The 18,549-nt window shown below is 39.5% G+C and carries 16 protein-coding genes and 2 rRNA genes; 14 read left to right on the top strand and 4 right to left on the bottom strand.

From position 1 onward, the window contains the following. From O3746_RS02580 to rnd, 7 genes are all read left to right on the top strand, one after another. Nucleotides 1-110, top strand: a 23S ribosomal RNA gene (locus O3746_RS02580); the annotation flags it as partial. A 148-nt stretch (nt 111-258) separates the two neighbouring features. After that, a 5S ribosomal RNA gene (rrf, locus tag O3746_RS02575) occupies nt 259-374 on the top strand. A gap of 121 nt (nt 375-495) precedes the next feature. Next, nucleotides 496-2,418, top strand: a complete 1,923-nt coding sequence (locus O3746_RS02570) for an ATP-dependent DNA helicase (protein WP_049373390.1) — start codon at nt 496-498, stop codon at nt 2,416-2,418. Between the two features lie 2 nt (nt 2,419-2,420). Then, nucleotides 2,421-3,131, top strand: a complete 711-nt coding sequence (gene tsaB / locus O3746_RS02565) for a tRNA (adenosine(37)-N6)-threonylcarbamoyltransferase complex dimerization subunit type 1 TsaB (RefSeq protein ID WP_049373391.1) — start codon at nt 2,421-2,423, stop codon at nt 3,129-3,131. Nucleotides 3,132-3,151: 20 nt separating this feature from the next. Then, on the top strand, nt 3,152-3,694 hold the full coding sequence (locus O3746_RS02560) for a Slp family lipoprotein (RefSeq protein WP_049373392.1): 543 nt from the start codon (nt 3,152-3,154) through the stop codon (nt 3,692-3,694). Nucleotides 3,695-3,740: 46 nt separating this feature from the next. Further along, nucleotides 3,741-5,429, top strand: coding sequence for a long-chain-fatty-acid--CoA ligase FadD (gene fadD, locus O3746_RS02555; RefSeq protein ID WP_371447740.1), 1,689 nt, complete (start codon nt 3,741-3,743; stop codon nt 5,427-5,429). A 69-nt stretch (nt 5,430-5,498) separates the two neighbouring features. After that, nucleotides 5,499-6,650, top strand: a complete 1,152-nt coding sequence (rnd, locus tag O3746_RS02550) for a ribonuclease D (RefSeq protein ID WP_371447739.1) — start codon at nt 5,499-5,501, stop codon at nt 6,648-6,650. Nucleotides 6,651-6,737: 87 nt separating this feature from the next. Here rnd and pta read toward each other — a convergent pair whose 3' ends face one another. Together pta and O3746_RS02540 are read right to left on the bottom strand one after the other, a co-directional pair. Then, nucleotides 6,738-8,189 carry a phosphate acetyltransferase gene (gene pta / locus O3746_RS02545; RefSeq protein ID WP_371447738.1) on the bottom strand — a complete coding sequence of 484 codons (1,452 nt, stop codon included), beginning with the start codon at nt 8,187-8,189 and terminating at the stop codon, nt 6,738-6,740. A 64-nt stretch (nt 8,190-8,253) separates the two neighbouring features. Continuing rightward, nucleotides 8,254-9,459 (bottom strand): acetate kinase, encoded by a 1,206-nt coding sequence (locus O3746_RS02540; protein ID WP_049365555.1) that lies wholly within the window; start codon nt 9,457-9,459, stop codon nt 8,254-8,256. A 221-nt stretch (nt 9,460-9,680) separates the two neighbouring features. Here O3746_RS02540 and yfbV point away from each other — a divergent pair, with 221 nt between their 5' ends. The 3 genes from yfbV to purF all read left to right on the top strand — a co-directional run bounded on the left by yfbV (nt 9,681) and on the right by purF (nt 12,255). Then, nucleotides 9,681-10,127: a terminus macrodomain insulation protein YfbV gene (yfbV, locus tag O3746_RS02535; RefSeq protein WP_371447737.1), complete on the top strand. Its 447-nt coding sequence runs from the start codon at nt 9,681-9,683 to the stop codon at nt 10,125-10,127. Between the two features lie 104 nt (nt 10,128-10,231). Further along, complete coding sequence (locus O3746_RS02530; protein ID WP_005696203.1) at nt 10,232-10,723, top strand: CvpA family protein; 492 nt, start codon at nt 10,232-10,234, stop codon at nt 10,721-10,723. Nucleotides 10,724-10,737: 14 nt separating this feature from the next. After that, nucleotides 10,738-12,255 (top strand): amidophosphoribosyltransferase, encoded by a 1,518-nt coding sequence (purF, locus tag O3746_RS02525; protein ID WP_371447736.1) that lies wholly within the window; start codon nt 10,738-10,740, stop codon nt 12,253-12,255. Between the two features lie 123 nt (nt 12,256-12,378). Here purF and dacB read toward each other — a convergent pair whose 3' ends face one another. Then, nucleotides 12,379-13,818, bottom strand: a complete 1,440-nt coding sequence (gene dacB / locus O3746_RS02520) for a serine-type D-Ala-D-Ala carboxypeptidase (protein ID WP_371447735.1) — start codon at nt 13,816-13,818, stop codon at nt 12,379-12,381. Between the two features lie 152 nt (nt 13,819-13,970). Here dacB and greA point away from each other — a divergent pair, with 152 nt between their 5' ends. Further along, the gene (gene greA, locus O3746_RS02515) at nt 13,971-14,447 is read left to right on the top strand and encodes a transcription elongation factor GreA (RefSeq protein ID WP_005697514.1); all 477 of its coding nucleotides are present in this window, start codon (nt 13,971-13,973) and stop codon (nt 14,445-14,447) included. Between the two features lie 33 nt (nt 14,448-14,480). On the opposite strand, the gene yhbY is transcribed toward greA, so the two are convergent. Beyond that, nucleotides 14,481-14,780 carry a ribosome assembly RNA-binding protein YhbY gene (gene yhbY, locus O3746_RS02510; protein ID WP_005696198.1) on the bottom strand — a complete coding sequence of 100 codons (300 nt, stop codon included), beginning with the start codon at nt 14,778-14,780 and terminating at the stop codon, nt 14,481-14,483. A gap of 166 nt (nt 14,781-14,946) precedes the next feature. Between yhbY and rlmE the strand changes: the two genes are divergently transcribed. From rlmE to folP, 3 genes are all read left to right on the top strand, one after another. Continuing rightward, nucleotides 14,947-15,579, top strand: coding sequence for a 23S rRNA (uridine(2552)-2'-O)-methyltransferase RlmE (gene rlmE, locus O3746_RS02505; RefSeq protein WP_005697532.1), 633 nt, complete (start codon nt 14,947-14,949; stop codon nt 15,577-15,579). 96 nt (nt 15,580-15,675) lie between these two features. After that, nucleotides 15,676-17,574 carry an ATP-dependent zinc metalloprotease FtsH gene (ftsH, locus tag O3746_RS02500; protein ID WP_371447734.1) on the top strand — a complete coding sequence of 633 codons (1,899 nt, stop codon included), beginning with the start codon at nt 15,676-15,678 and terminating at the stop codon, nt 17,572-17,574. Nucleotides 17,575-17,688: 114 nt separating this feature from the next. After that, nucleotides 17,689-18,516 (top strand): dihydropteroate synthase, encoded by an 828-nt coding sequence (gene folP, locus O3746_RS02495; RefSeq protein WP_371447733.1) that lies wholly within the window; start codon nt 17,689-17,691, stop codon nt 18,514-18,516. Nucleotides 18,517-18,549 lie beyond the last annotated feature (33 nt).

Genomic DNA, 18,549 nt, shown 5'->3' with positions numbered 1-18,549 from the left:
GTTTTTAAGACAGTAAGGGTTGTTTAAGACTAAGACGTAGATAGGTCTGGTGTGTAAGCGGTGCGAGCCGTTGAGCTAACAGATACTAATTGCCCGAGAGGCTTAACTATACAACGCTCAAGGGTTTTTGAGGTTGTAAGACTAAAATAAAAAAACTCAGAGACGAAAGAGAAAGTTTTGAGGTTAAATCAGCTTGTTTGGTTGTGAGATACTAGAGATAGTGAGAGCAGAATAGAGAAAAGTTATTAAAGGAATAATCCTGGCGGCGATAGAGCGGTGGTCCCACCTGACCCCATACCGAACTCAGAAGTGAAACGCCGATGCGCCGATGGTAGTGTGGGGCTTCCCCATGTGAGAGTAGGACACCGCCAGGTACTGAATGTGAACCCCGAGCTGAATGGCTTGGGGTTTTTGTTTTATATAAAACATTAGAATTCATATATAAATGAGTCTAATAATGATAAAATCTTCGCCTATTTCTAGATAGCAAGCATTATGAAAAAACAGATAAGTAAAATTTTTTCCAGTGATGGCGAATTGAGTAAGAATATCAAAGGATTTAACCCACGAGCAGAACAGCTCGAAATGGCTCAATCAGTAGGATATGCTATTCAAAATAAGCAACCACTTGTTGTAGAAGCTGGAACGGGTACAGGAAAGACTTTTGCTTATTTAGCACCGGCACTTATTGCAGGAAAGAAAACGATTATTTCAACCGGCTCTAAAAATCTACAAGATCAACTTTTTTCAAGAGATCTACCTGCCATAAAAAAAGCCTTAAATTATTCTGGAAAAATTGCATTATTGAAAGGGCGATCTAATTACTTATGTTTGGAACGACTGGATCAGGTTATCGCTCAAGGTGTGCTTGGGGATAAATCTGTTTTAGCCGATTTAAGTAAAGTAAGAAAATGGAATAATGCGACGAAAACAGGTGATTTGACCGAATGTATTGAATTGGCTGAAGATAGCCCAATTTTGCCTCAATTGACGAGTACGGCAGAAAGTTGTTTAGGAACAGATTGTCCTAACTACGCTGAATGCTATGTTGCACAAGCTCGTAAAAAAGCGCTAAATGCGGATCTTGTCGTAGTAAATCATCATCTTTTCTTTGCTGATATGGCGGTAAAAGAAAGTGGCTTTGGTGAGCTTATTCCCAATGCAGAAGTCATCATCTTTGACGAAGCACATCAACTTCCCGATATTGCAAGCCAGTATTTTGGTCAATCATTAACTTCTCGCCAGCTATTTGATTTATGTAAAGATATCAATATTGTTTATCGAACAGAATTGAAAGATATGCCGCAGCTTGGCAGTACTGCAGATACATTGCTTAAAGTTATTCAGGATTTTCGCCTTCTTCTTGGGGAAGGTAATCAGCGAGGAAATTGGCGTGAGCTATTTAAGCAAATTGCGGTTAAAAAATCGGTTGAATTATTACAAGAAAAAATTGAGTTTCTTTCTGAAGTTATCAAGATTGCATTAGGTCGCTCTCAGACTTTGGATAGTATTTTTGAACGCACTGAAAGTATCAAGAATCAATTAATTCGTCTTTGTGATACGGCCATTGTTGGCTATTGTTATTGGTACGAAAGTATGGGGCGACAATTTGGTTTGCATATTACGCCACTTACTGTCGCAGATAAATTTGGCGAACAGCTAAATAATAAAGAAGCCGCTTGGATTTTCACCTCAGCGACGCTTGAAGTTGGCGGCACTTTTAATCATTTCTGTCAGCGACTTGGTATTGAGGAAGCAGAACAAAAAATTCTTCACAGCCCTTTTGATTATCCTAATCAATCGCTACTTTGCGTGCCACGTTATTTACCAGCAACGAATCAAAATAATACGTTACAAGCTCTTGGTGAAATGTTGTTGCCTATCATTGAAGCGAATAAGGGGCGATGCTTTGTGCTTTGTACTTCTTATTTAATGATGAGAGGCTTGGCAGAGTATTTTAGAGAAAATAGTGAGCTTTCTATCTTATTACAAGGTGAAATGCCTAAAGCAAAATTACTCGAACAATTTATTCATGAAACCCACAGCGTGCTAGTTGCAACCTCGAGCTTTTGGGAAGGTGTGGATGTCCGTGGTGATGCGCTATCATTAGTCATTATTGATAAATTGCCTTTTACTGCGCCAGATGAACCTTTACTAAAAGCACGCATTGAAGATTGCCGATTGCAAGGAGGCGATCCATTTAATGATATACAGATCCCTGAAGCGGTTATTACGCTGAAACAAGGTGTAGGACGCCTAATTCGAGATGTGACAGATCGTGGTGCGGTAATTATTTGTGATAATCGTCTTGTTATGCGAAATTACGGTGAAACCTTTCTAAAAAGTTTACCTAATTCAACCCGTACCCGAGATCTCAACAAAGTGGTACAATTCTTACAAAATGAGAAAATGGATTAATAATGAAAAATATCACCTTATTAGCACTTGATACTTCAACAGAAGCCTGTTCAGTTGCACTTTGGCATAAAGGCGAAAAAACACATTTAGATGAATTAGCACAACGTACACACACAAAACGTATTCTTCCAATGGTTGATGAGTTGCTCGCTAATTCAGGTATCAATTTGAAGCAAGTAGATGCGTTAGCATTTGGACGCGGTCCTGGTAGTTTTACTGGTGTCCGTGTCGGCGCAGGGATTGCTCAAGGGCTTGCATTTGGTGCTGATTTACCTGTTATTGAGGTATCGAATTTAACAACAATGGCTCAGGCTGCATTTGAATTACATCAAGCTGAAAATGTGGCAGCGGCCATTGATGCGAGAATGAATGAAGTTTATTTTTCTCAAGTAAAACGAGAAAAAGTGTGGTCAGAATTGGGTGAATTTTTCCAATGGAACCCCGTTATTGAAGAACAAGTTTGTCAACCAGAAAAAGTACTTGAACAACTTTCAGATTTAACCGCTTATCGAGTCGGAACAGGTTGGGCTGCGTATCCCCAATTTAAAGACAGTGGTTTAGAAGGGAGTGATATTATTTTACCTTCTGCACAATATATGCTTGAGCTTGCTTTAACAGATTATGCTCAGAATAAAGTCATATCCGCCTTAGAAATTGAACCTGTTTATTTGCGTAATGAAGTAACTTGGAAAAAATTACCTGGGCGTGAATAATTTTCAAAAAGGAGTTGAAGATGAATAAAAAAACGATCTTAGTTTTGACCGCACTTTCGGCCACATTAGTGGGATGTGTCAATGCACCGAAAGGGCTGGAAAAAGAGCAGTTTACTTTAAAATCATTATCTTCAATTCAACAGAGTGATTATAGCTGTCAGTGCAAATCAATACGTTTGGGTGGAAAAGTATTAACCGCACAGGCCTTGCCGAATAAAACTAAAATTGAAGTATTAAGCTATCCAGTTTATGCAACCTCAGCAAAACCTATGATTGATGAACAGCCTAATGGACGTTTTATCACTTATCTTGATGGTTTTGTGGAGCCAGAAAGCTTAAAAGATCAATTTATTACAATTGGTGGTACCTTACTGAAAACAGAACAAGGCAAGGTTGATCAAGCCAACTATATTTATCCGGTTATTAAAACCAATCATTATCGTGTCTGGAAGCTTTCACAAAGTTATTATTATCCAGATGATATGTGGGATGATTGGGGCTTTTTCGGTAGACGACCGTATTATTGGTATGGCGAGCCTGAAATTCGCTATTATCTCTATTAACTACATGATAAAATTAAGAAAATTTTCCAAAGAATAAGGATAAAAAATGGAAAAAGTTTGGTTTCAAAATTATCCAGAAGGTTCACCTACCACGCTGGATACATCCAAGTATGATTCTATTCTCGATATTTTAGATAAAGCAATTCGTGAGCACCCAGACCGTCCCGCCTATATCAACATGGGGCAGGTTTTAACATTTCGTAAATTAGAAGAGCGTAGCCGTGCATTTGCCGCTTATTTACAAAATGAATTGAAGTTAGAACGTGGTGAGCGTGTTGCATTAATGATGCCGAATTTGTTGCAATATCCTATTGCGCTTTTCGGTATTTTACGTGCGGGTTTAGTTGTGGTAAACGTAAATCCACTTTATACCCCACGTGAATTAGAACATCAGTTACAAGATAGCGGCGCAACAGCCATTGTTGTGGTTTCAAACTTTGCTTCAACCTTAGAAAAAATTGTATTTAATACTAAAGTGAAGCACGTTATTTTAACAAGAATGGGCGATCAGCTTTCTTTTGGTAAGCGTAATTTGGTCAATTTTGTGGTGAAATACGTTAAAAAGTTAGTGCCAAAATATAAATTACCGAATGCCGTCACTTTCCGTGAAGTATTGAGTATTGGTAAATTTCGCCAATACGTTCGTCCTCAAGTAGATCGTGAAGATCTAGCTTTCTTACAATATACAGGCGGAACGACAGGTGTTGCTAAGGGCGCTATGCTGACACATGGCAATATTATTACCAATATTTTCCAAGCGAAGTGGATTGCAGAGCCATTTATTGGCGATCATGCTAAGCAACGCGTTGCCGTACTGGCTTTACCGCTTTATCATGTTTTTGCCTTAACGGTAAACTGTTTACTTTTCTTGGAGCTTGGCGTGACTGCGCTCTTAATTACGAATCCACGTGATATTGATGGTTTTGTTAAAGAGCTCAAAAAATATCGTTTTGAAGCGATTACAGGGGTAAATACCTTGTTTAATGCGCTGCTTAATAATGAAAATTTCAAAGAAGTGGATTTTTCACGATTAAAACTTTCTGTTGGCGGCGGTATGGCGATCCAACAATCAGTCGCAACACGTTGGCATGATTTAACCGGCTGTAACATTATTGAAGGTTACGGCATGACAGAATGCTCACCGCTAATTGCCGCTTGTCCGATTAATGTGGTGAAACACAATGGTACAATCGGTGTACCGGTTCCAAATACTGATATTAAAATTATCAAAGATGATGGCTCAGAAGCACAACTTGGTGAAGCCGGAGAGCTTTGGGTTAAAGGTGAACAAGTCATGCGTGGGTATTGGCAACGTCCTGAAGCGACAGCTGAAGTGCTTAAAGATGGCTGGATGGCAACGGGTGACATCGTCATTATGGACGAGAGCTATAGCCTCCGTATTGTTGACCGCAAAAAAGACATGATCTTAGTTTCAGGCTTCAACGTTTATCCAAATGAAATCGAAGATGTGGTGATGCTAAATTATAAAGTCGCTGAAGTGGTTGCTATCGGCATGCCACATGAGGTGTCGGGAGAAACCATTAAAATCTTCGTTGTGAAGAAAGATGATAGCCTCACGCGTGATGAATTACGCCAGCATTGCAGACAACATCTCACAGGTTATAAAGTCCCGAAAGATATTGAGTTTCGCGATGAATTGCCGAAAAGTAATGTAGGCAAAATTTTAAGACGCATACTGCGTGATGAAGAAATAGCAAAACGCGCGCAACATTAATTAAATCAGGGATATGTATTCATATCCCTGTTTAGTCTGTACCTCTATTTGAAAATACATCCTATTACAATGATAAAAGAATGCCAAAATCAACCGCACTTTACGTTAATTCAAAATAATGAAGAACTGGCTCAGGTTTGTCAGTTAGCACGTCAGCAAAGTGCGGTCGCTTTAGATACCGAATTTATGCGGGTATCGACCTATTATCCTAAATTAGGATTAATTCAACTTTATGATGGTGAACGTGTTTCATTGATCGATCCGTTATCCATCACTGATTTTTCACCTTTTGTAGAATTATTACGCGATCAGCTGGTGACAAAAATTTTGCATGCTTGTAATGAAGATTTATTGGTTTTCTTACAAGAGTTTGATGCACTTCCACAACCTATGATGGATACGCAAATTATGGCACGTTTTCTAGGTTTTACTAATTCAGCGGGCCTGGCCAAATTGGTGTTACATTATTTAGGCATTGAAATGGATAAAGGAGCAACGCGTACAAACTGGCTAAAACGTCCACTTTCACCTGTACAGCTACAATATGCAGCAGGGGATGTATGGTACTTATTGCCAGTCTATCAAAAAATGCAAATAGAATTAGCACAATCACCTTGGCTTCAAGCAGTAATTGATGATTGCCAGCTTGCGATCTCGAAAACCAGTAAATTAGATGATCGCGATCCAAACAAAGCCTATTTAGAGATTCCGAATGTTTGGAAATTGAATCCGCTCGAATTAGCGCGTTTACAGCTATTGGCCAAATGGCGACAAGAAACAGCAATGGCACGAAACTTAGCCCTTTCTTATGTGGTGAAATCGGATAATCTTTGGAAAGTAGCCAAAAATAATCCTCGTAATACATCAGAAATGTTAGCGCTTGGATTATCTGAAAATGAAGTCCGTGTACGTGGCAAAAAAATGCTTCAATTGTTAGCACAAAGCCGCCGAATTTCTCCTTATGATTATCCTAAACGTTTAGTGCGTATCGTGGATGATCCTCGTTATAAAAAGGCAATTCGATTGTTACAAGAAAAAGCCTATGAACTGACCCCAAAAGGATTAACCCTCGATATTCTGGCGAGTAAACGAAATTTAGAAGATCTCATTAAATGGGTCTGGTTAAAAAATGAAGATATGGCAAAACAGCCCGATTTACTTTTAGGGTGGCGAAGAGAGATTGGCTTGAAGCTGGTTGAATACTTAAAATCCGTAGAGTAGTCATTAAAAACAATCCTAAAAATAACCGCACTTTGAGTTATCAAAAGTGCGGTTATTTTATTTAGTGTTTTACAACAAAGACTTTAATTAAGCTTGAGTTGCTTGGATTGCGGTTAATGCGATGGTGTAGATGATATCATCTACTAATGCACCACGAGATAAGTCATTAACCGGTTTACGCATACCTTGAAGCATTGGGCCTACAGCCACTAAATCTGCAGAACGTTGAACCGCTTTATAGCCGATGTTACCTGCGTTGATATCAGGGAATACAAACACGTTTGCTTGGCCTGCTACTTTAGAGTTTGGTGCTTTAGACGCTGCTACATCTTTCATTACTGCCGCATCGTATTGTAATGGACCATCAATTAATAAGTCAGGACGTTTTTCTTGTGCAATACGCGTAGCTTCTTTCACTTTCTCTACAGATTGACCTGAACCAGAAGTACCGGTTGAGTAAGAAAGCATTGCGACTTTTGGATTTAAACCAAATGCTTTTGCCGATTCAGCGGATTGAATTGCGATTTCAGCAAGTTGTTCAGCAGTTGGCTCTGGGTTTACTGCACAGTCACCATACACTAATACTTGGTCTGGTAATAACATGAAGAATACAGATGAGATAATTGAGCTACCTGGTGCGGTTTTGATGATTTGCATCGGTGGACGAATGGTATTTGCAGTGGTGTGAACGGCACCAGAGACTAAACCATCTACTTCGCCCGCTTCTAACATCATCGTACCTAATACAACGGTGTCTTCTAATTGCGCGCGCGCTTGTTCTTCAGTTAAGCCTTTAGATTTACGTAATTCAACTAAACGAGCAACGTAGTTTTCACGTACGTCAGCTGGATTGATGATCGTTACATCAGCACCTAAAGTCACACCTTGTTCTGCCGCAACTTTTTTCACTGATTCAGGATCCGCTAATAATACCGATTTTGCGATACCACGTTCAGCACAGATTGCGGCTGCTTTAACGGTACGAGGTTCATCACCTTCTGGTAATACGATGGTTTTACCTGCTTTGCGTGCTAAATCAGTTAATTTAAAACGGAATGCTGCTGGAGAAATACGTGCTTCACGAGCAAGTGGCGCAGCGATTGCCGCTGCTAATGCTTGTGCATCTAAGGTTTTAATTTTGCCTGCTTGTGCACCAAATACACCTAAGATGTCAGTGTTATTCACACCGCCAAATTCTGAAGCAACAGCCTCTACTAATGTACCTTCTTCATTGTTTGCCACTAAGATGATTTGTGCATCTAAGGTTTGTGCAATCGCAAAGTTTAAGCTATTTGCAAAAGGCGCTTGAGCTGAAGGTTGAACACCTTTAACAACCACTAGATTTGCATTTAATGCCTGGAAATCAGCAACGATTTTTTCTAATAACACGTCTTTTTGATTATTTGCGATTAATGCTTGAGCGGCTTTTACATCTTCTACTGCATTGAATACGACAGCGCCTGTTGTTTTTGCTGCATCTAATGCTGCTGCTAAATTTGCTTCTGTGCTAGTTGGAATAAGAATAACTGCTTTAGTCATTTTGATATACCTTTTAATGAATGAAAAAACCTGCTGATTTCTCAGCAGGTTTGAAGGAAGTTGATTAGCCCGCTAAACGTGCTGTATCTTGTGCAATTACTAATTCTTCGTTAGTTGGAAGAACGATCGCTTTGAATGCGGAGTCATCAGCAGTGATTACGCCTGATTTACCAAAGCGAGCAGCAAGGTTGCGTTCTTTGTCTAATTTGATGCCGAATAATTTTAAGTGGCCTAACGCTAATTCACGAACGTGAGCAGAGTTTTCACCGATACCACCTGTAAATGCGATGGCATCTAAGTGATCATCACCTAAAACGGCCATGTATGCACCGATGTATTTCGCTAAACGGTAGCTGTAAACATCTAATGCACGTTTTGCCTCTGGTTTAGAGGCATCATCGTAGTTATCTTCTGCATAACGGCAGTCACTAGTTACTTCAGTTAAACCTAAAAGACCTGATTTTTTCACTAAAGTCTCTTCGATTTGATCCATTGACATGCCTAAGTTTTTGTATAGGTAGAAAACGATCGCAGGGTCGATATCACCACAACGTGTACCCATTACTAAACCTTCTAACGGGGTTAAACCCATAGAGGTATCGATACATTTACCATGACGAACCACAGAAACAGAACCACCGTTACCTAGGTGACAGATAATTGCGTTTACTTGGTCTGCTGGTTTGCCTACGTATTCAGCGACTTCGCGAGAAACGAAGTAGTGGCTGGTACCGTGTGCACCGTAGCGACGTACGCCGTGTTCTTTGTAAAGTGAGTATGGAAGTGCATATAAGTATGCTTCTTCAGGCATAGTTTGGTGAAATGCTGTATCAAATACGACAACGTTCTTATCTTTTAAGTGTGGGAATGTTTTGAATGCTTCACGGATACCGATTAAGTGAGCTGGGTTGTGAAGTGGAGCAAATTGTGCTGCATCTTCAATACCTTTAACCACTTCATCTGTTACAACAACAGATTGGGTGTATTTCTCACCACCGTGAACGATACGGTGACCAATCGAGGTGATAGAGTTTTTAAGCTCATCAGTCATAATATTTGACGCGATGAAGTTAAGCGCTTCAGTGTGCGCTGCTCCAGCACCTAAATCTGCGCTACCTTTTTCACCGTTAATTTTCCATTTGATACGAGCTTCAGGAAGATAAAATGCTTCTGCTAAGCCTGATAATTTTTCTTCACCTGTTGCAGGATCAAGGATTGCAAATTTTAATGAAGAACTACCACAGTTAAGGATGAGAACAAGTTTTGACATAGGAACCCTATTTTTGATTGAGGTTAATAAAAATCCATTCAAAAGAACAGACTACAAATCTTGCATAGAATACACCTTTTGGCGTATAAAATAAATTAACTGGAGGGGAAAAATACGATCTTTTATTAGAAAAGTTGAAAATTTCAACAGTTTCTAGTTAAGGATGACAATTAAACCTAAACTAGAGTATTATAAGTGCGGTTATTTTCTAGGATGTTTTTATGTCATCATTTTTTTCAACCTTAAAACGTGGGCAAATATATTTGCAAACGTGGCCATTAGAAGCGAAACTCGGTATTATTTTCCCCGAAAATCGCATTATTAAAGCCACAAAATTTGCACAGAAGTTTATGCCTTTTATGGCGGTATTTGCTGTGGTTTGGCAGCAGTTTTATGCCAAGACAGATCTTACTGCATTAGCGATTGCTATTTTGAGCGCACTTTGTGCGTTAGTGATGCCATTGCAAGGCTTATACTGGTTGGGAATACGTGCAAAATCACCGTTAGAACCGCAAAGTTCTCAGTGGTTTTATGAGATTAGTGAACGTTTAAGAAAACAACATGAAAGTTTGCCAACTGTGCAAGATAAACCGACATATCAGCACTTGGCAGAAGTACTACAAAAGGCACAGCAAAAATTAGACAAAGCATTTTGGCAGGAAATCTAGTCAATGGCTCCAAATTTAATTGACGCAAACGTTTTCCTTTTGTTGTTTTTTATGTAAAATACTGCGGTCGCAATGGCGACCCTTTTTAATTGAGAGACTATTTAATGATTGATTACATTATCATTGGCATCATCGCATTTTCGATTATCGTGAGTTTATTACGTGGGTTTGTGCGAGAGGTGATGTCCCTTGCAAGTTGGGTCGTTGCATTTATTGTCGCTAGCCAATTTTATCCTTATCTCGCCACTTATCTTACTCAAATCGAATCTGACTACGTGCGTAACGGCACAGCAATCGGCATTTTATTTGTTTTAACCTTAATTGTAGGCGGCATTGTTAATTATGTGATTAGCCAATTAGTGGATAAAACAGGACTTACCGGAACAGATCGTGTTCTCGGTGCGGCATTTGGCTTAATTCGTGGGGCGTTAATCGTTGCTGCGATCTTATTCTTCTTGGATACCTTCACTAACTTTGAACAAACCGATTGGTGGAAAGAATCAAAATTAATTCCTCATTTCGGCTTCATTATTGAATGGTTCTTCCAACAACTACAAGCAAGTTCTAGTTTTTTAAACTCAACTTTTAAACAATAAGGTAGTCAATCAGTATGTGTGGAATTGTCGGTATCGTTAGCCAAAATCCGGTTAATGAATCCATTTATGCAGCATTAACGTTATTACAGCATCGAGGTCAAGATGCGGCGGGGATTGTCACAATCGATGATGAAAACCGCTTTCGTTTGCGTAAGGCTAATGGTCTTGTAAGCGATGTATTCAGACAAGAACATATGTTACGTTTACAAGGTCATGCAGGCCTCGGACATGTACGTTATCCGACCGCTGGCAGTTCAAGTGTATCTGAAGCGCAGCCTTTCTATGTTAACTCACCTTATGGTTTAAGCCTTGTTCACAATGGCAACTTAACCAATTCAGACGAATTAAAAGATAAATTATTTAAAGAAGCACGTCGTCACATAAATACTAATTCGGATTCAGAACTTCTTCTCAATATTCTTGCAAATCATTTAGATAGAGTGAATAAATACCATCTCGATCCGCAAGATATTTTTAATGCAATTCGTGCGACACACAAAGATATCCGTGGTGCTTATGCATGCTTAGCGATGATTATTGGACATGGCATGGTGGCATTTCGCGATCCTTTTGGTATTCGTCCACTCGTATTAGGTAAACGAGAAGAAAACGGTTCAGTAGAATATATGTTTGCTTCTGAAAGTGTGGCATTAGACGTCGCAGGTTTTGAATTAGTGCGTGATGTTGCACCGGGTGAAGCCATTTATGTGACCTTTGATGGTCAGCTTTATGCTGAGCAGTGTGCAGAAAGTGCGGTCTTAAATCCGTGTATTTTTGAATACGTGTATTTTGCTCGTCCAGATTCGACGATAGATGGCGTGTCTGTTTATGCCGCACGCGTTCACATGGGCGAACATTTAGGTAAAAAAATTGCTAAAGAATGGGTTGAGGAAGCAGACAACATTGATGTTGTGATTCCAGTACCAGAAACCTCGACAGATATTGCTCTACAGATTGCGAAAATTTTAGGCAAACCTTATCGTCAAGGTTTTGTGAAAAACCGCTATGTTGGTCGTACATTTATCATGCCAGGTCAAGCACAACGTATCAGTTCGGTCCGTCGCAAGCTCAATACGATTAAAGCAGAATTTAAAGACAAAAATGTGTTATTAGTCGATGATTCTATTGTTCGTGGTACCACATCTGAACAAATCGTGACTATGGCTCGAGCAGCGGGGGCGAAGAAAATTTACTTTGCATCAGCAGCACCAGAAATTCGTTATCCGAATGTGTACGGTATTGATATGCCAACAAAACAAGAACTCATTGCCTATGGGCGTAATGTTGATGAAATTGCGAAATTGATTGGCGTAGATAAATTGGTCTTCCAAGATCTTGAAGCGCTGACAGAATCAGTATGCCAAGAAAACCCAGCCATTCAAGGCTTTGATTGTTCAGTCTTTACTGGTGAATATATTACGGGTGATATCACACCAGAATACCTTGATAGCATCGCTTCTCAACGTAGTGATTCGGCAAAGAAAAAACGGGAAAAAGATGCAAGCAACCTTGAAATCCATAATGAAGGTTAAGCACATTTAAGATCGTAAAAAGCACTAATTCAATGAGAATTTAGTGCTTTTTCTTTTTGATTAAATAAAAAGAAAAATGACCGCACTTGATGTATTCAAAGTGCGCTCATTTTTATATGTGTTTTAGTCTTTATAAAGATCGTTATAAAGCGTACTTTCAAATTGCACAAGTGGCGCGCGTTTCGTTTTACTTTCTAAATCACCGGTCGAGTAACCATTGATAAATTGAACGAAAGCCACTTTTTCACCTCTAGCATTGGTCATAAAACCGGCAAGGTTATAAACACCTTTTAATGAGCCCGTTTTAGCGATAACGTTTTTCACCAGTGGTGGATTAATTAAGCTACCACGACCACTGATTGTGCCGTCCACACCTGCAATTGGAAAGGTTTCCATTAAGTGTAATTTATCTTCATTTTTGGCAATGTATTCCAAAACAGAAAGCATGGTTTTCGGTGCAACCAAATTATGACGAGAAAGCCCCGAACCATCGGCTAAAATGCTGTTACCAAATTTAATGCCTTGTTTTTGCAATACGGATTTCACTGCTAATGTGCCTAATTGGAATGAAGCAGGGCGTTTATAGTAGTTGTAGGCTACCGCTCTAAATAAGGCATCGGCAATTTGGTTATCCGATTTTTTCATCATTTTTTTCAATAGCTCAGGCAACGGTTTAGATAAATGCTGGGCGAGTTTTTGGCCTTGCTGTGGTTTTTGAGGTTGTTTTACCTGACCGGTAAATTCAATACCAAGACGTTTTAATTGACGTTGAATAATGGCAGCAGCGTAGGCATCAGGATCTTGCACAGCGAAGCTGAGCCCAAATGGTTTACTTTGGCGTGCAATACAGCCTTTTACTTGATAGCGATTATTGTCGTGAACAACAACATCTAACTGGCAATACCCCGCTTCTTGCTGATCCACAATATAAACCTGTCCGAAAACTTGAATAGGGAATTGAGCAGGAACGTTAATTTTGACAGTTTCACCTACAGGTTGATTTGCATCTAGCTCAGCATAGAAACAGTTATTATCGATATTTGCTGCTGCAGGAGGGGAGTTAAAGCACATCGTAAGATCGTTCCAAATCCAACCTAACCCACGATCATGGCTAGCAAATACAGAGGTATCTAAAATAAGATCACCATTGATTTTCTGAATGCCTTGGTTTTTTAAATTAGCTAATAGGCTATAAAGTTGTCCGCTGGTGAGATCGGGATCACCAGTAAATTGCACAACAAGATCGCCTTCCAAAACATTATTCTGAATTTTTCCGTTACTTAAAAGTGAGGTTTCAAATTGAAAGGCATCACCTAATACTAATTTAGCCGCGACAGCTGTGAAAACTTTTTGCGTACTGGCTGGCAACATAAAGGTTGAGCCATTGTAATCCGCGATAATTTGATCTTTATTGAGGTTTTTGGCAATGATACTGGCAGAAGCACCTTCAGGTAGGTATTGGGTAATAGAAGCCACATTAACTTCAGCCATAGAGGAAAAAGAAAAGCCGAGTGTGATAAGTGCCGCTTTAAGTGCGGTCGAAATAGAAGATTTTTTAGTCATTTTTAGTTCTGTTATGGTTGCTATTTTTCTCAAGACGAATAATAATAAGCTCCGAACTCAAGAGAGTAAATCATTTTTTATTTTTCATTGACTGCGGCAAGGTTGCAAGACGTTGTCGTGGTTTTGTTTTTACCAAATTTCAAGGAAAAAGAATGAAACAAATTCCAATGACCGTGCGCGGTGCGGAGCTATTACGTCAAGAATTAGATTTCTTAAAGAATGAGCGTCGCCCTGAAATTATCAAGGCGATTGCTGAAGCACGTGAGCATGGTGACTTAAAAGAAAATGCAGAATATCACGCGGCGCGTGAACAACAAGGTTTTTGCGAAGGGCGTATTCAAGAAATTGAAAGCAAACTTGCAAATTGTCAGGTTATCGATGTCACTAAATTACCAAATAACGGAAAAGTTATTTTTGGTGCGACAGTTGTATTAGTGAATACCGATACTGATGAAGAAGTCACTTATCAAATTGTGGGCGATGATGAGGCAGATATTAAATCAGGTTTGATTTCTGTGAATTCACCGATTGCTCGTGGCTTGGTAGGGAAAGAGTTGGATGATACCGTAAATATTACCACACCAGGTGGAACGGTTGAGTTCGAGATTATTGAAGTAAATTACATCTAAAAAAAACATCCCCTCAAATTGAGGGGATAACAATTATTTACGAGGCAGCTGGATTTTACCTTCCTCGCTTGGTCGATAAAGCACCAAAATATGTCCGATGGTTTGAACATTAGATGATTTGGTTTCACGAACAATCGCATCAATAATTAATTGTTTGGTTTCGCGATCTGCGCCAGCAATTTTTACTTTGATTAGTTCGTGATGATTTAACGCATTATCGATTTCGGCTAATACACCTTCGGTTAAGCCGTTACCGCCAAGCATGACGACAGGGCTAAGGTGATGAGCGAGTCCTTTTAAAAATTGTTTTTGTTTTGTTGATAATATTGTCATAAGGAATCCTTTAAATAGATGAATATGAGTCAAAAAAAGACCGAAAAGAGCGGTCAGAAAAAACGTGGTTTTTCAGCACTTTTTGGTAAGTCTAGCCTTGAATTTGGCAGATTGTACCCAAATATAGACGAAACTACTACAAAAAATAGTACAAAAGAAAGAGATTATGGGAAAGAAAAAACGTTCGGCGAGTTCTTCTCGTTGGCTAAACGAACATTTTAAAGATCCGTTTGTTCAGAAAGCACATAAACAAAAATTACGCTCACGTGCTTACTTTAAGTTAGATGAAATTCAACAAACGGATAAATTGTTTAAACCGGGAATGACTGTGGTGGATCTCGGTGCCGCACCAGGTGGTTGGTCACAGTATGTTGTGAGCCAAATTGGTGGAAAAGGCAGAGTGATTGCTTGTGATATTTTGGATATGAACCCAATTGTCGGCGTGGATTTCTTGCAAGGCGATTTTCGTGACGAAAATGTGCTGAATGCATTATTAGAACGAGTTGGTGAAGCAAAAGTTGATGTAGTGATGTCTGATATGGCGCCAAATTTTAGCGGCATGCCATCTGTTGATATTCCTCGTGCAATGTATTTAGTTGAACTGGCTTTAGATATGTGTAAGCAAGTTTTGGCGAAAAAAGGCAGTTTTGTGGTCAAAGTATTCCAAGGAGAAGGTTTTGACGAGTATCTGCGCGAAATTCGTTCACTCTTTAGTGTCGTAAAAGTGCGTAAGCCCGAAGCCTCTCGTGGGCGTTCTCGCGAAGTTTATATTGTAGCAAGCGGTTATAAAGGCGAATAGATAATTGCTTTGATAGCTTTTCATTGTGTCGGGGATGAGATAGTATCTCGTTTAATTTTAATTAACTTAAGAAAGGCAGGTTAAACCTTGAACGATATGGTTAAAAATCTAGTTCTATGGGTTGTGGTAGCAATTGTCATGATGACAGCTTACCAAAGTTTTAATTCCAATGGCGTGAGTGACTCAACAGATTACACAACCTTTGTGTATGATGTGAGTAATAGTCAAGTGAAAGAAGCGCGTTTTGATGCGAATGAAATCACCGTGACCAAAAATGATGGTTCTAAATATATGACCGTCATGCCACCGTTGGAAGATAAAAAGCTCTTAGATGACTTACTAAATAAAAAAGTTAAAATCGAAGGTACGCCTTTTGAAAAACGCAGTTTATTATCACAAATTTTAATTTCGTGGTTCCCAATGCTATTCCTTGTAGGGGTATGGATTTTCTTCATGCGTCAAATGCAAGGTGGCGGTGGCAAGGCCATGAGTTTTGGTAAAAGCCGCGCTAAAATGCTGAACCAAGATCAAATCAAAGTGACTTTTGCGGATGTTGCAGGTTGCGATGAAGCAAAAGAAGAAGTCGGTGAAGTAGTTGATTTCTTGCGTGAACCGAAAAAATTCCAAAACCTTGGTGGTAAAATTCCAAAAGGGATTTTAATGGTAGGTCCTCCAGGTACAGGTAAAACCTTATTAGCAAAAGCTATTGCGGGTGAAGCAAAAGTGCCTTTCTTTACCATTTCAGGTTCTGACTTTGTAGAGATGTTTGTGGGTGTTGGTGCTTCTCGTGTACGTGATATGTTCGAGCAAGCGAAGAAAAATGCACCATGCTTAATCTTTATTGATGAAATTGATGCAGTAGGTCGCCAACGTGGTGCTGGTTTAGGTGGTGGACACGATGAGCGTGAACAAACCCTTAACCAAATGCTAGTTGAAATGGATGGTTTTGGTGGTAATGAAGGCGTAATCGTTATTGCAGCAACGAACCGTCCAGATGTACTTGACCCTGCATTAACGCGTCCAGGCCGTTTTGACCGTCAAGTCGTTGTGGGTTTACCGGATGTGAAAGGTCGTGAGCAAATTTTAAAAGTTCACATGCGTAAAGTACCTGTCGCTGATGATGTAGATGCAATGACACTGGCTCGTGGTACACCTGGTTATTCAGGTGCTGATTTAGCGAACTTGGTTAATGAAGCGGCATTATTTGCTGCACGTAGCAATAAACGTACTGTATCGATGCTTGAGTTTGAAAAAGCAAAAGATAAGATCAACATGGGACCAGAACGCCGTACCATGATCATGACGGATAAACAAAAAGAATCGACAGCGTACCATGAAGCAGGTCACGCGATTGTGGGTTACTTAGTGCCTGAACATGATCCGGTACATAAAGTGACGATTATTCCTCGTGGCCGTGCATTAGGTGTAACTTTCTTCTTACCTGAAGGCGATCAAATTAGTATCAGCCAAAAACAATTAGAAAGTAAACTTTCCACACTATATGCAGGACGCTTAGCTGAAGATTTGATTTACGGTGAAGAAAATATTTCTACCGGTGCATCTAACGATATTAAAGTGGCAACCAATATTGCTCGTAATATGGTGACCCAATGGGGCTTCTCAGATAAACTCGGTCCGATTCTTTATACTGAAGATGAAGGCGAAGTATTCCTAGGTCGCTCAATGGCGAAAGCAAAACATATGTCTGACGAAACAGCACATGCAATTGATGAAGAAGTTCGTGCGATCGTAAATCGTAACTATGCGAGAGCAAGACAGATTTTGATCGACAATATGGATATTCTTCACGCCATGAAAGATGCGTTAGTGAAATATGAAACCATTGAAGAAGAACAAATCAAACAGCTAATGAATCGTGAACCTGTTACACCACCATCTGGTTGGGAAGATAACAAAGACACAAGCTCAAAAGCTAAGCCGCAAGAAGAAACCACTGAAAGTGCGGTTAATCATTCAGAAGATTCTGAAGAGTAAGAATAAAGCCTTCCTAATTTGGAAGGCTTTTTTATTTATAATGTCATTCTTTTCATCACTATATTCCGTTATAATCTAGTCTTTGAAATTTGATTTAAAAATTGACCGCACTTTATGAAACTTTATGCTAATAACAAATGTCTAGATTTATCATTCCCTCAAATTATGGGAATTTTGAATTTCACGCCCGATTCATTTTCAGATAGCGGACAGTTTTTTAGTCTAGACAAAGCATTATTTCAAGTTGAAAAAATGCTGAAAGACGGTGCAACAATTATTGATATCGGGGGGGAATCAACTCGTCCGATGGCAGAGGAAGTGTCTGAAACTGAAGAATTGCAACGTGTGATACCTTTGGTTGAAGCCGTGCAAAAACGTTTTGAATGTTGGATTTCAGTGGATACCTCTAAAGCAATTGTGATGCAAGAAGCGGCTAAGGTCGGCATGGATTTAATCAATGATATTCGTGCTCTACGTGAACCTGGTGCACTAGAAATAGCAGGAAAGTTGAATTTACCCACTTGTATTATGCACATGCAAGGACAACCTCGTACAATGCAAACTAATCCACATTACGATGATGTGGTTCAAGATGTTTATCAGTTTTTAACTGATAGAACTCAAGCTTGTTTAGCAGCGGGAATAGCCAAAGAAAATATTATTTGGGATATGGGGTTTGGTTTTGGTAAAACAGTACAGCATAACTACAAGCTTTTACAACAGTTGGCTCAATTCTGTGAAAGCGGATATCCTGTTTTAGCAGGGCTTTCACGCAAATCGATGATTGGTGCTGTATTGGATAAGCCCGTGACTGAACGTGTTGTAGGAAGTGTAGCTGGGGCATTAATTGCTGCTCAAAATGGTGCGACTATTTTGCGTGTACATGATGTAGCTGCAACAGCAGATGCTTTAAAAGTATGGCAAGCAACGCAACAAGCGTAAAAACTAACAGATTTTATATGTTGTAGAACTAAT

The sequence above is a fragment of the Haemophilus sp. 27098_8_127 genome (assembly GCF_041433495.1).
GTDB lineage: Bacteria > Pseudomonadota > Gammaproteobacteria > Enterobacterales > Pasteurellaceae > Haemophilus_D.
The sequence above is the reverse complement of the archived record's forward strand: the minus strand, read 5'-3'. Positions and strand labels throughout refer to the sequence as shown.

What these genes read in the sequence shown, in the direction of transcription:
- purF (WP_371447736.1), top strand. Translation starts at nt 10,738, where the DNA reads ATGTGTGGAATTGTCGGTATCGTTAGCCAAAATCCGGTTAATGAATCC.
- tsaB (WP_049373391.1), top strand. Translation starts at nt 2,421, where the DNA reads ATGAAAAATATCACCTTATTAGCACTTGATACTTCAACAGAAGCCTGT.
- yfbV (WP_371447737.1), top strand. Translation starts at nt 9,681, where the DNA reads ATGTCATCATTTTTTTCAACCTTAAAACGTGGGCAAATATATTTGCAA.
- dacB (WP_371447735.1), bottom strand. Translation starts at nt 13,818, where the DNA reads ATGACTAAAAAATCTTCTATTTCGACCGCACTTAAAGCGGCACTTATC.
- rlmE (WP_005697532.1), top strand. Translation starts at nt 14,947, where the DNA reads ATGGGAAAGAAAAAACGTTCGGCGAGTTCTTCTCGTTGGCTAAACGAA.
- ftsH (WP_371447734.1), top strand. Translation starts at nt 15,676, where the DNA reads ATGGTTAAAAATCTAGTTCTATGGGTTGTGGTAGCAATTGTCATGATG.
- fadD (WP_371447740.1), top strand. Translation starts at nt 3,741, where the DNA reads ATGGAAAAAGTTTGGTTTCAAAATTATCCAGAAGGTTCACCTACCACG.
- O3746_RS02560 (WP_049373392.1), top strand. Translation starts at nt 3,152, where the DNA reads ATGAATAAAAAAACGATCTTAGTTTTGACCGCACTTTCGGCCACATTA.
- greA (WP_005697514.1), top strand. Translation starts at nt 13,971, where the DNA reads ATGAAACAAATTCCAATGACCGTGCGCGGTGCGGAGCTATTACGTCAA.
- O3746_RS02540 (WP_049365555.1), bottom strand. Translation starts at nt 9,459, where the DNA reads ATGTCAAAACTTGTTCTCATCCTTAACTGTGGTAGTTCTTCATTAAAA.
- pta (WP_371447738.1), bottom strand. Translation starts at nt 8,189, where the DNA reads ATGACTAAAGCAGTTATTCTTATTCCAACTAGCACAGAAGCAAATTTA.
- yhbY (WP_005696198.1), bottom strand. Translation starts at nt 14,780, where the DNA reads ATGACAATATTATCAACAAAACAAAAACAATTTTTAAAAGGACTCGCT.
- O3746_RS02530 (WP_005696203.1), top strand. Translation starts at nt 10,232, where the DNA reads ATGATTGATTACATTATCATTGGCATCATCGCATTTTCGATTATCGTG.
- folP (WP_371447733.1), top strand. Translation starts at nt 17,689, where the DNA reads ATGAAACTTTATGCTAATAACAAATGTCTAGATTTATCATTCCCTCAA.
- O3746_RS02570 (WP_049373390.1), top strand. Translation starts at nt 496, where the DNA reads ATGAAAAAACAGATAAGTAAAATTTTTTCCAGTGATGGCGAATTGAGT.
- rnd (WP_371447739.1), top strand. Translation starts at nt 5,499, where the DNA reads ATGATAAAAGAATGCCAAAATCAACCGCACTTTACGTTAATTCAAAAT.